The organism is Streptococcus timonensis (assembly GCF_900095845.1).
GTDB classification, from domain to species: Bacteria; Bacillota; Bacilli; order Lactobacillales; family Streptococcaceae; genus Streptococcus; species Streptococcus timonensis.
This window is the reverse complement of the sequence record NZ_FMIX01000004.1, coordinates 383,822-396,832: the sequence shown is the minus strand read 5'-3', so window position 1 is coordinate 396,832 and position 13,011 is coordinate 383,822. Positions and strand designations below refer to the sequence as shown.

General features: G+C 38.5%; 11 protein-coding genes and 1 tRNA gene. 3 read left to right on the top strand and 9 right to left on the bottom strand.

The features are described 5' to 3' along the window. Positions 1-124: 124 nt before the first annotated feature. The 9 genes from vncS to cshA all read right to left on the bottom strand — a co-directional run bounded on the left by vncS (position 125) and on the right by cshA (position 9,043). The gene (gene vncS, locus BQ2679_RS05170) at positions 125-1,447 is read right to left on the bottom strand and encodes a sensor histidine kinase VncS (RefSeq protein WP_075566988.1); all 1,323 of its coding nucleotides are present in this window, start codon (positions 1,445-1,447) and stop codon (positions 125-127) included. Continuing rightward, on the bottom strand, positions 1,444-2,100 hold the full coding sequence (gene vncR, locus BQ2679_RS05165; RefSeq protein WP_075566985.1) for a response regulator transcription factor VncR: 657 nt from the start codon (positions 2,098-2,100) through the stop codon (positions 1,444-1,446). Before vncR ends, vncS begins: the two co-directional genes overlap by 4 nt. A 70-nt stretch (positions 2,101-2,170) precedes the next feature. Next, positions 2,171-3,550: an ABC transporter permease subunit Vex3 gene (gene vex3 / locus BQ2679_RS05160; RefSeq protein ID WP_075566982.1), complete on the bottom strand. Its 1,380-nt coding sequence runs from the start codon at positions 3,548-3,550 to the stop codon at positions 2,171-2,173. 47 nt (positions 3,551-3,597) lie between these two features. Next, on the bottom strand, positions 3,598-4,245 hold the full coding sequence (gene vex2 / locus BQ2679_RS05155) for an ABC transporter ATP-binding subunit Vex2 (protein ID WP_004252438.1): 648 nt from the start codon (positions 4,243-4,245) through the stop codon (positions 3,598-3,600). Positions 4,246-4,258: 13 nt separating this feature from the next. Beyond that, positions 4,259-5,536, bottom strand: a complete 1,278-nt coding sequence (locus BQ2679_RS05150; protein WP_075566980.1) for an ABC transporter permease — start codon at positions 5,534-5,536, stop codon at positions 4,259-4,261. 134 nt (positions 5,537-5,670) lie between these two features. Next, a tRNA-Leu gene (locus BQ2679_RS05145) sits at positions 5,671-5,756 on the bottom strand. Between the two features lie 77 nt (positions 5,757-5,833). Then, entirely contained in the window at positions 5,834-6,409 is a 576-nt protein-coding gene (locus BQ2679_RS05140; protein ID WP_075566978.1) for a cysteine hydrolase family protein, read from the bottom strand. Next, a complete protein-coding gene (gene codY, locus BQ2679_RS05135) occupies positions 6,409-7,197 on the bottom strand; it encodes a GTP-sensing pleiotropic transcriptional regulator CodY (protein WP_006150201.1) in 789 nt (262 codons plus the stop codon). The genes BQ2679_RS05140 and codY overlap by 1 nt, the downstream gene beginning before the upstream one ends. 271 nt (positions 7,198-7,468) lie before the next feature. Next, entirely contained in the window at positions 7,469-9,043 is a 1,575-nt protein-coding gene (cshA, locus tag BQ2679_RS05130; protein ID WP_075566976.1) for a degradosome RNA helicase CshA, read from the bottom strand. Between the two features lie 367 nt (positions 9,044-9,410). Here cshA and BQ2679_RS05125 point away from each other — a divergent pair, with 367 nt between their 5' ends. From BQ2679_RS05125 to gatD, 3 genes are all read left to right on the top strand, one after another. Next, positions 9,411-10,727, top strand: a complete 1,317-nt coding sequence (locus BQ2679_RS05125; protein WP_075566974.1) for an FAD-containing oxidoreductase — start codon at positions 9,411-9,413, stop codon at positions 10,725-10,727. Positions 10,728-10,827: 100 nt separating this feature from the next. Further along, entirely contained in the window at positions 10,828-12,171 is a 1,344-nt protein-coding gene (murT, locus tag BQ2679_RS05120; RefSeq protein ID WP_075566972.1) for a lipid II isoglutaminyl synthase subunit MurT, read from the top strand. Then, positions 12,171-12,953 (top strand): lipid II isoglutaminyl synthase subunit GatD, encoded by a 783-nt coding sequence (gatD, locus tag BQ2679_RS05115; protein WP_075566970.1) that lies wholly within the window; start codon positions 12,171-12,173, stop codon positions 12,951-12,953. Before murT ends, gatD begins: the two co-directional genes overlap by 1 nt. Positions 12,954-13,011 lie beyond the last annotated feature (58 nt).

Here is a 13,011-nt window from a genome sequence, read left to right as displayed (position 1 = left end):
TATTTTTTGGGACATCCCATTACATTGTTCATTTTATCACTTTTTGATAAAAAAAGCTAGTTTTTCCCGTAGTTTCGTCTGAATTTCTTCTATTTTAAAATATGTAAACTCTTTCTAAAACCCTTTATTCCGGCTTTTGAAGAAGATTCATATAAAATACCAAGTGATCTTCATATCTTTCGAATCGATAATCAATTTCTTCGTTTTCCAATAAACTTTTAACTACAAAGAGTCCCAAGCCTGCTCCCTTGCTTTGTCGACTAGAGGATGTGAAGGATTGTTCAAATTTATCTTGCTCCTCAGGTGTACAGGTGTTCTCAATAAACATCCAACCATCTTTTTCTCCAATTTTTAGGAAACCACCTTGGACAGAGTGTTTCACCGCATTACTGATAAGATTGGAAAGAATTAGCTTGAGTACCGAAGGATTTAGATAAGTTTGTTGGTCAGTCAGTTGATTCACAACTGAGATTTCCCTCTCTTTGGCTAATAAATCATAATCCTTTAAGAGAAAATCTGTCATTTCAAGAAGGTTGATTTTTTCCTTCTTATCTCTCAATTCCTGCACTGAAGAAAGGGATAGGATTTGCAAAACATGGTGACTCAAATCATCCACAATACCTAGAGAAACACCCAGATAATGGTCACGATCTTTATAGCGTCCAATATTGGCTTTCATATTTTCCAGAAGAATCTTTAGACTAGCTAGAGGTGTTTTTAGTTCGTGGGAAGCACCTCGCAAAAACTCAACCTTCATCTTTTCCAGCTGGAGGATGGCCTCGTTCTTTTCATGCAAGTCTGCAATGACCGTCAAGAGATGCTGATAAAGGCTATTGATTTGTTCTTTGAGATCGCCAATTTCATCCTTAGAATCTACTCGCAACCTCACTTCTGCATCCAAATCCATCATCCGTCGAGTCACTCGTTTGATTTCCAAAATAGGAGCAACAATGGTTCTTGCATAGATAAAGGCGATGAGGAGCGAAATGATAAAAGACGCTAATAGCGTATAAGGCAAAAATTGCAGACTGATGTCTTCTGCTTCTTTCTGCAAATCCATAGAAGCTAAAAACTGTAAGGTCATCGTCTGACCATCCTTAGTTTGAACTTCTCTTTCCTCAATAACTAAAGAAGCTGTTTGACGTTGTCTATCCAGAGGAAGATTGTCATTGACCTCCAACTTATCCTGAGTCATCTCTCCCTTAACAGCTCCCTTGATATCACTGCTTTGAGAATAAAGTTCAAGGACTTCCTGAATAGCTTGACTGTCCTTACCTTGGAGGGACTGGGCAATTTCTGTAGCCTTTTGCCCTATGCTCTCCTGACGATGACTGAGATAGATCGGAGGAAAGAGAAAATAGATGGCCAAATGCAAACAAATGACCAAGGTAGAAAATACCGAGAAGGTATAGATAAAAATTTTTTTAAATAAACCTGAACGTCTCATTTTCTCTCCAATTTATAACCAACATTGCGAACAGTAAGAATACAGTCTAAATCCAATTTTTTCCGTAGTTCCTTGATATAGACATCGATCACTCTGTCAAAAGGAACCTCATCTGTCATCTTCCATACAGCATCGATAATCTGCGACCGTGTTAAGGCTCGACCTTCATTTTTAACCAGATAGTCTAAAATTTCCAGTTCTTTTGCATTCACTGCAACTTCTTGTCCAGCTACTATGGCACTATAGCTTTCAAAGTCTACCTTGGTATCCTTATAGGTAAAGATATGACCAGTATCATAATACCGTTTAAAAATAGCATCCACTCGTACCTTTAATAAAGATAGAGAAAAAGGCTTTTCCAGGTAGCCATCTGCCAGAGAGGCAAAGGCACTCATCTTATATTCCTCGTCCTGAAAGGCTGTCAACATCAAGACCGGAACTTGGCTGCTTTTACGGATTTCTGACAAAACCTCTAAACCATTGAGTTTCGGCATTTGGATATCTAAGAGAACCAAGGCAACTTGGTGATTGGAAAATTTTTCTAAGGCCTCAAGGCCATCTGCTGCCTGAATGATTTCATAGCCACAATCCGTCAAATAATCACTAATTCCCTCGCGAATCATGTCTTCATCTTCTACAATTAGAATTTTCATATAAATCCTTTTCTATCAAAAATGCTACCTATATTATATCTCATTTTAGTGAGAATAGGTAGCAGGTTTTTTATTCACTATCCAATAAGAGTTCTTTTGGTTGTTTAAAGAGGAGATTGCTTGAAGCAAGTGCCATAACTAATACTACAAGAACTAAGCCAAGTACAAAGATGATAACAAAGTCAGAAGGTTGAATTGAAATATCCAGACTTGAAAGTGTCTTACTAAAGCCATCAACTTCTGCACCACCACCAAGATTAGAGGCTTGTGCTGCCTTACTAGCCTGCTTAGCCACATCTGATGTGACATTGGCAAGAACAGTATTTCCAATGGTACGAGCAGTATAGTTGGCTAAGAAGTAAGCTGAAATTAGTGCTGGAATTGCAATCATAACTGCTTCTGTGATAAATTGTCCTAGAATACTTGCTTGTTTTAGACCAATTGAAAGGAGAATTCCAACCTCTTTACGACGGGCGTTAATCCATAGTGTCAGTAAGAGAGCAAGTAGAAGAACAGAGAAGCTCAAGCTACCCCAGAAGAGAAGATTAGCCATCTTGTACATACCTGAGATCGATTGTTCAAGGGCAGGATAGTTAGATGAACTCTTAATCAAGCTATACATTTTCCAGTTGACGCCGTTGATAGACCCTAATTCTTGCATGACAGTATCTAGATTCTTATCTCCAGCTACAAAGAAGGTAGCATCTCCATAAATAGCTGTATCTTCTGTATAACCATAGAGTTGGGCAGCTGTGTGAATATCTGTGATAGCTGTATTCTCATAAAGTTCTTGTGAATAGGTCACAGCAGATTTGTTATGTCCATCAAAAAGTCCTTTAATCGTTACTTCTACTGTTTCCTTGGCTCCTTTTTCGTTATCTGCATCGTAGATATTGGAGTTCAGTTTGACCTTGTCTCCAACCTTCCAGCCATGTTTAGCAGCCAAGTCTTTGTGCATGAGAATCTGGTATTTGTCATCGTTTGTTAAATGTTCTCCTTCGACCAGTTTGTAAGAGCCTGACACAAACTTGTCTTCTTTAGCCGAATCATTAACTCCTGTTATCATCAAGCTACTTCCAAAACGTTGAGCTCGATCTGCAGTTAGATTTTTCTTGGTTTCAGGCGTTTCAATCAGTTCATAGCCTGTCAAATCACCGATAGCATTAATCCGTTTGATGTAGGATTCAATGGCCTTATTCTCGGTAATTTTTTTGATATCTTCACCCTTGATATTCCCAGCACCACGTGGAGTACCTTGATTGACCCTACGGTTGATTTGCATGGAGAAACTATTGGTGATATTTTTAAAGGTTTCTTGAGAAGCCTTGGCTGTCGCACCCTTGATAGACAAGCCGACCAAACTCAAACTAGCCATCAAGAGAATGATAAGAAAGATCACAATAGACTTGAAAAATTTTCTTGTGACATAGGCAAATGCGTTGTGTAACATAAGATTCCTTTCTAGATTTACTTCAGTTTTTAATATGTGTAAATGTTTTAGTTACTATTTTTTCTTGTTTCAGTCAGTTTCTTATCCTTCAATTCAAGTGTAATATCTGACGCCTGTGCTACTTCCTTGCTGTGGGTCACAACGATCACACACTTACCTGTTTTCTCAGCGAGAGATTTGAGCAAATCGATGATATCCCCAGCAGTCTTAGGATCCAAGTTTCCTGTTGGTTCATCTGCTAAAATCACTGGTGCTTCCGATACAAGGCTACGAGCAATGGCAACACGTTGTTGCTGCCCTCCTGATAATTGGAGAACATTCCGCTTGATTTGACTTTCATCTAAACCAAGTTCAAGAAGGGTATCCTTGCTAGCTTTTTTATTAACCAAGCGGATATTTTCCAATGGAGAAAGATAATCAATCAAGTTATAGTTTTGGAAAACTAGCGAGATATGGTGCATGCGATGATAAGAATAACCTTGTTCACGAATATCCTTGCCTTCGAATAAGATAGCACCTTCGACTGGGCTATCGAGTCCTGCTAATAGAGATAAGAGTGTTGACTTCCCAGCTCCTGATTCTCCAATAATACTATAAAACTTGCCAGGTTCAAAATCGTAATTGATTTTATATAATACTGCTTCTGCAGTGTTCTTATAACGATAAGTAAGATCTTGTAATTGTAGTAAAGTCATGATTTCTCCTTTATTAACTGATGGATGATAAAATTTCTTTCGGTGATTTTCTAAATAAAAATAGGAAACAAAGTGCAACTGACAAGCAGCTAATTATAAGTAGGAAGATATAAGATTCTCCAAATGATAGAAGACTTGTTGTAAGATTCGTTGCTTTTGCTAGCGTATCTTGTAGGGCAGCTTGGTCGCCACTCACTAATACAGTCTTCAAGAGATAGGAAGTAATGGCATTGCCAGCTACAAATGCCGGCAAAATAGATGCCAATGAAACTAGGATGACTTCCAGGCAGAATTGGCTAAAAATTGCTATTTTCCCTTTACCTAGTGCCAATAAAATACCAACCTCGTAGACTCGTTCTCGTAACCAAAGTGACAAGACCAAAATCAGCGCTCCTACACCAGCAATCATAATGCCATAGAGGAAAATCTGTAGGAAAGTTTGGAAGGTCGAAACTGAATCCTTGATTTGTTCAAAAGCCTTATTTTCCTTTTCAACTTGGAACCCTTGGTTTTCCAGGGATAACTTTTCAACCTCTTGAATGATACTATCCATATCTTTTGGATTTTCTAAATAGAAACGAGCGGCAGTTACTAGAGCTTCCTTATTTCCAAGAAGAGTTTGGCTACTTTCGTAGTCTGTATAGACCGTATTTTCACTAAAGTCTGATGATAGACCGGTAAATTTCTCTTGTTTTTGACCTGAGAAAATACCTACGATTTCATAATCTAGATTTTGTCCAGAACTAGCTTCTACTTGTCCAGGACTTAAGTTGATCTTATCTCCTACTTTTAGATTGTTTTTCTTGGCCAAATCTTCATGAACTAAGATTTTTTTACGATCCCCTTTTTCGATATGTCTTCCTTCTTTAAGGGTAAAGGCGGAACTTGTAAAAGAAACATCCTTGGAAGAGTCTTCTAATGAAATTAAACTGATAAGATTTTTTTCAGCCTCTGTCAAATCATCCCGTTGAATACTTTGTTCTCCAGTTACCACTTCTTTGTCAGTTAACTTAGCTATTGTTTCTAGCTCAGGTGAGATCTTCTCAAGACCCTTTATCTTTTTAAGGTTATCTAGTTGAGACAGTTGAAATGTCTGATCTGCTTCTATTCTTTTAATAGAAAAAGACGTGTTCAATGAGCGATAGAGATTATTTTCTACTATTTTGTTGGACTTCATGAGCGTCAAACAAGCCGATATTCCAGCCAATAAGACAAATAGAATCAGGAATAATATGAGACTTCTCAGTCGTTTTCTGCTGACGTAAGCCCAAGCTCTTTGAGTGGGATTCATATAGCACCTCCATATTTGTAAAACCATTATAATATTCAAATATGAAATGTTTATGAAATACCAAAAAAAGAGCAAAAATATTTTTGCTCTTTTTTATGAAAAATAAAAAGCTAGCCAAAGCTAGCTCACTATTATGCGGAGAGAGGGACTTGAACCCTCACGACCTAAAGCGGTCACAGGATCCTTAGTCCTGCGCGTCTGCCAATTCCGCCATCCCCGCGTCGATCACTTTACTAGTATATCAACTTTGAAAAAAATTGTCAACACTTTTTTCAGATTTTTTCATCTTGAAATGTATTATTCTGTAATTTCAAGCAAATTTTCATCAAGCAATTTTGCACCAAGTGTATTCTTGAAATGTCCAAGTGCAAAGGCATGATTTTCAGGCCAAATGGATGCAACTGCTGGTTTGACAACTTCTATCTGATAACCAAGATTATAAGCATCAATGGCTGTATGCAAGACACAGATATCTGTAAGAACTCCTGTCAAAATGACTGTATCTACTCTACGCTCTCTGAGACGGATATCCAAATCTGTTCCAGAAAAAGCCGAATAGTGACGTTTATCCATCCAGAAAACACGACTATCATCAGCATGTTCCTGATAAAACTCGGCTAGCTTGCCATACAGATTGCGTCCACTAGTCCCAATAATATTATGTGGTGGGAATAGTTTACTTTCAGGATGAAAGACATCATTTCCCTCATGAGCATCGATGGTGAAAAAGATGTAATCGCCACGCTCAAAAACCTTTTGGGTCACCCGATAAATAGCATCGGATATTGCTTGAGCTGGAGCTCCCGCAGTTAATTTTCCATGATCAGCAACAAAATCTTCTGTATAATCAATGGAAATTAGTGCCTTATTCATTAATAGTCCCTCTTTTTCACTTCTTCAAAAATATCTGGAATTAGAACTTTGAGATAGGTTCCTTTCATACCAAGAGAACGACTCTCAATAATCCCTGCCGATTCGAGTTTACGAAGAGCATTAACAATTACAGAACGAGTGATACCGATACGGTCTGCAATGACTGAAGCTGTTAATTGACCTTCATTACCATTTAATTCAGCTAGAATAGCCGATACTGCTCTAAGTTCAGAGTAAGAAAGTGTATTGACCGCCATAGTTACAGCCGTACGACGACGAATGTTTTTCTCATCTTCTTCACGTTGAAAGTTTAAGAGTTGAATTCCTACTACTGTACTGGCAATTTCAACAAGAATTAAATCTTCATCTTCGAACTTTTTATCATTACGCCATATAATCAATGAACCTAAGCGAATCCCTGAGACATGAATTGGAGCAATCGTTGTCAAACCATCTGGGAAATCAGAACGACTCTCAGTTGGGAAAATTGTCAAATCATGCTCTACTGGAAGATTGGCCTCCGTATCGTAGATCATGTTTGCACCTTGCACATAATCTTCTGGGAAAGTCTTTGATTGGAAGAATTGCTCTACTCGGTCATTATTAGTTTTGTAGCGCATAAAGTAGCCCAACAAACGACCCTTGCTATTCACAATACAAGCGTTACAGTCAATAATATCTGCTAATTGACGTGTAATGGCATTATAAGGAAGCTCATCTTGTAATTGCTCCTCCGAACGCTTCAAAATTGATGTGATTTTTCTTGTTTTTTCTAATAAATGTGCCATTTTTTACCTCGCATATAATCGCCTCCATTATAACATAGAAAATTCTTTATTTCAATAATTATCTGAAAATTGCTTATTGCATCACAATTCTTTTATATTCGCAATTTTTTGCTGTTTTTTTAACAATTATAATTGACATCCATTTATTTTTTTGATAATATAATATCACAAGATAATAAATATATAAATACAATTTCAAGTATTACTTTTTCTACTTTAATTTAGGTCTCCTTATATATAAAAAGCGATTCACCCAGTGAATCGCTTTTTATTATTTATCACCCTTGTTACGAATAACAAAGCCTGTTTTCTTCTCGCTTGAAGTGTTGCGTGGTTTTTTATTGTCCTTACGGTAACGCTTCTCTTTATCAAATCGATCCTTTGAACGTCCACCTTTACGATATTCATCACGACGTCCATTACCACGGCGTTCACGGTCTCTACGGTCGTCACCACGACGGCCTCCTCGACCACCCTTGCCTTTGCCACCGAAGCCACCACCAGATGGTTTAAATGGTAATGGTTTTTCACGTGCAATCTCAACCTCAGGAAGACTGTCTGGATCTTGAACAGTTAAGCTGAGAATATACATGGCCAATTCTTCCGGACTGAATTCTGAAGCCAATTGACGAGCATCCTTGCCAAACTTCTCAAAGTTGCTACGAATCTCCTCATTCGCAAAATCACGTTCAATTTTCTTAAGAGCTACTTGTTTCTTAGCTTGGAAGGCTTCTTCTGCACTTGCAGGTTTGAGACCTTTCATGCGTTTCTTAGTTAAGTTCTCAATGATTTGTAGATAACCCATTTCATTAGGTGAAACGAAGGTAATAGACTGACCTGACTTACCTGCACGTCCTGTTCGACCAATACGGTGAACATAACTCTCAGGGTCTTGTGGGATATCGTAGTTGTAGACATGAGTCACACCTGAAATATCCAAACCACGAGCAGCCACGTCTGTTGCAACTAGGACATCAAGGTTGCCATTTTTAAAATCACGAAGGACACGAAGACGTTTGTTTTGATCCAAATCTCCATGGATACCTTCTGCACGGAAACCACGGATTTTAAGACCACGAGTTAGCTCGTCTACACGACGTTTGGTACGACCAAAAACAATTGATAACTCAGGTTGATCAACATCCATAAGACGAGTCATGGTGTCGAATTTTTCTTGTTCTTTAACACGGATATAGTACTGGTCTACTAATTCTGTTGTTAATTCTTTAGCAGCAATCTTGACATGCTCAGGCTCTTTCATGAACTGAACACCAATACGTTTGATGGCATCTGGCATAGTCGCTGAAAAGAGCAAGGTTTGACGATTTTCCGGTACACGAGAGATGATATCTTCAATATCTTCAAGGAATCCCATGTTAAGCATTTCATCTGCTTCATCTAAAATCAAGGTTTCAATATCATGTAATTTCAAAGCCTTGCGTTTAATGAGATCAAGAAGTCGTCCTGGTGTTCCTACTACGATATGAGCACCTGATTTAAGAGCCTTGATTTGTTTTTCAATGCTTGAGCCACCATAGACTGAACGAACTTTTACACCCTTGCTTCTACCAAAGCGGAAAAGCTCTTCTTGGCTTTGAACTGCAAGTTCACGAGTTGGGGCAATCACCAAAGCTTGGATAGTTGCTTCTTCTGTACGAATTTTTTCAAGGGTTGGCAAGCCAAAGGCCGCTGTTTTCCCTGTACCAGTCTGTGCTTGACCGATAACATCTTTTCCCTCAAGAGCCAAAGGAATGGTTTGCTCTTGGATAGGACTTGCTTCTACAAATCCTGCTTTATCAACTTCTGCTAAAAGGTCAGCAGACAAGTTAAATTCATTAAATTTCACGTTTTTCTTCTTTCTAAAGGTGGTGCGAAGCCACCCTATAGCGCTTAGTTTATACTTTTCTTTTCATGACGTATTTTCATATCTTTATATGAAAGATCGTGTTGCTTCTTTTCCACTAAAGAAAAGTACTGCTTTCTTTGCAACTTATCTAGTATAACACAAGAAGGAGGCAAAAGATAGTCAAACCCTCTGATTAAATCATGTAAACGATTTTTTAACCAAACTCTTCTTATCCTCACTGAAAAGTACTTAAAAATCATCGTCGATTTTTTTTTCAAAAAAATGTAATCCCTTTATTTTAGCGTAGCAGAATTGTGAAAAAATTTTTTTCTTGTGCTAGAATGAAATCAAACAGGAGGATTTAAAAATGTTAACATACGATTTAATTGTCATTGGATTTGGTAAGGCAGGTAAAACTCTTGCTGCCAAACTGGCTAGTGCTGGAAAAAAAGTAGCTCTTATCGAGCGCAACAAGGCTATGTACGGTGGAACTTGTATCAACATCGGTTGTATTCCAACTAAAACCTTGCTAGTCGCTGCTGAGAAAGACTTGTCTTTTGAAGAAGTCATTGCTAACAAAAATACTATCACTAGTCGCCTCAACGGTAAAAACTATGCTACTATCGCTGGTACTGGAGTTGATATCATTGATGCTGAAGCCCACTTTGTTTCTAATAAAGTCATCGAAATTCAAGCTGGTGATGAAAAAAAAGAACTAACTGCTGAAACAATCGTCATCAACACTGGTGCTGTATCAAATGTTCTACCTATTCCAGGCCTAGCTACTAGCAAGAATGTCTTTGATTCAACTGGTATCCAAAACTTGGAACAATTACCAGAAAAACTCGGAATTCTTGGTGGTGGAAATATCGGTCTTGAGTTTGCTGGTCTCTACAATAAACTTGGAAGCAAGGTAACAGTCCTAGATGCTCTAGATACTTTCCTACCTCGCGCAGAACCTTCTATTGCTGCTCTTGCTAAACAATACATGGAAGAAGACGGCATTGAACTGCTTCAAAATATCCATACTACTGAAATCAAAAACGATGGTGACCAAGTTCTTGTCGTGACAGAGAATGAAACCTACCGTTTCGATGCCCTTCTCTACGCAACAGGACGTAAACCAAATGTAGAGCCACTTCATCTTGAAAATACGGATATTGAACTAACTGAACGTGGTGCTATCAAGGTGGACAAACATTGTCAAACAAACGTTCCTGGAGTCTTTGCAGTTGGAGATGTCAACGGTGGACTTCAATTTACCTACATTTCACTAGATGACTTCCGTGTTGTTTACAGCTACCTTGCTGGTGATGGCAGCTACACACTTGAAGACCGTCTCAATGTTCCAAACACCATGTTCATTACACCAGCACTTTCACAAGTTGGTTTGACCGAAAGCCAAGCAGCTGATTTGAAACTTTCATACGCTGTTAAGGAAATCCCTGTTGCTGCTATGCCTCGTGGTCATGTAAATGGTGACCTTCGTGGTGCCTTCAAAGCAGTTGTCAACACTGAAACCAAAGAAATTCTAGGTGCAACTATCTTCTCAGAAGGATCTCAAGAAATCATCAACATCATTACTGTAGCTATGGACAACAAAATCCCATACACTTACTTCACAAAACAAATCTTCACTCACCCAACCTTGGCTGAGAATTTGAATGACTTATTTGCGATTTAACCTAAGATATACTTATAAAAAAACAACCCTCCTAGGGTTGTTTTTTTCTTATCCAAAATCTCAAATCTATCTTTTCCATCTTTTATGATATAATAGAAACATGAAACTTGAAACTACTTTTGGGCTCCTAGTTGGACGTTCTTCTCACTTTATTTTAAGTCGTCTTGGACGTGGAAGTACACTCCCAGGAAAACTTGCCCTTCAATTTGATAAAGATATTTTACAGCATCTAGCAAAAAACTATGAGATTGTCGTGGTAACTGGTACGAATGGTAAAACCTTGACAACAGCCCTTACTGTCGGGATTTTAAAAGAAGTCTATGGCCAAGTATTAACCAATCCAAGTGGCGCCAACATGATTTCAGGAATCACCACTACTTTTTTGAATGCAAAATCTTCTAAATCAGGTAAAAATATAGCCGTCCTAGAAATCGACGAAGCCAGCCTCTCGCGTATCTGTGACTACATCCAACCTAGTCTCTTTGTTATCACTAATATTTTCCGTGACCAGATGGACCGCTATGGTGAGATTTACACAACTTATAAGATGATTTTGGATGCTATCCGAAAGGTTCCTACTGCTACGGTTCTTCTTAATGGAGATAGTCCACTTTTCTACAAGCCAGCTATTCCTAATCCTATTCAATATTTTGGCTTTGACTTAGAAAAAGGGCCAGCTCAGTTAGCACACTACAATACCGAAGGTATCCTATGTCCTAATTGCCACAGCATTCTCAAGTATGAACTTAATACTTATGCTAACTTAGGAGCTTATATCTGCGAGAATTGTGGATGTAAACGCCCTGATTTAAACTATCGAGTGACAGAACTGGTTGAATTAACCAACAATCGCTCTCGCTTTGTTATCGATGACCAAGAATACGGTATTCAAATCGGTGGACTCTACAATATCTACAATGCCCTTGCCGCTGTTGCTATTGCTCGCTTCCTTGGAGCTCAGCCACAACTTATCAAGCAAGGATTTGATAAGAGCCGTGCTGTCTTTGGACGACAAGAAACTTTCCAAATCGGAGATAAGGAATGCACACTCGTCCTTATCAAGAATCCTGTAGGAGCTACTCAAGCGATTGAGATGATTAAACTGGCTCCATATCCGTTTAGTTTATCAGTTCTTCTAAATGCGTTCTATGCAGATGGTATTGATACCAGTTGGATTTGGGATGCTGACTTTGAACAAATTACTGATATGGACATTCCAGAAATCAACGCTGGAGGAGTTCGCCATTCTGAAATCGCTCGTCGTCTTCGTGTTACTGGCTATCCAGCTGATAAAATCACTGAAACAAGCAGCTTGGAACAAGTTCTTAAAACGATTGAAAATCAAGACTGCAAGCATGCTTATATCCTTGCGACATATACAGCTATGCTTGAATTTCGAGAATTACTAGCTAATCGTCAGATTGTTAGAAAGGAGATGAACTAATGGTTTATACTTCACTTTCATCAACAGACGGCAACTATCCATACCAACTAAATATAGCCCATCTCTATGGAAATCTTATGAATACATACGGAGATAATGGAAATATCCTCATGCTCAAGTATGTAGCTGAAAAGCTTGGTGCCCATGTTACAGTTGACATCGTTTCTCTCCATGATGATTTTGATGAGAACTACTATGATATTGCCTTCTTTGGTGGTGGTCAAGACTTTGAACAAAGCATCATTGCTGGTGATCTACCCGATAAAAAAGATAGTATTGACAACTTTATCCAAAATGATGGTGTCGTTCTAGCTATCTGTGGTGGCTTCCAACTATTAGGCCAATACTATATTGAAGCTTCTGGAAGACGCATCGAAGGTCTAGGTGTCATGGGACACTATACACTCAACCAAACCAATAACCGCTTTATTGGTGACATTAAAATTCATAACGAAGAATTCGATGAAACCTACTATGGTTTTGAAAATCACCAAGGCCGCACCTTCCTCTCAGATGACCAAAAACCATTGGGGCAGGTTGTCTATGGAAATGGCAACAACGAAGAAAAGGTCGGTGAAGGTGTTCACTATAAAAATGTTTTCGGTTCTTATTTCCACGGGCCAATCCTTTCTCGTAATGCCAATCTAGCCTATCGCTTGGTCACTACTGCTCTTAAGAAAAAATATGGTCAGGACATCGACCTTCCAGCTTATGAGGATATCCTTAGCCAAGAAGTTGCTGAAGAATACAGCGATGTTAAAAGCAAGGCAGACTTCAATTAATATTTAGATTCCAACATGCTATTAGCTGTTGGAATTTTTTTTGGTTCTTTTCTCCTTC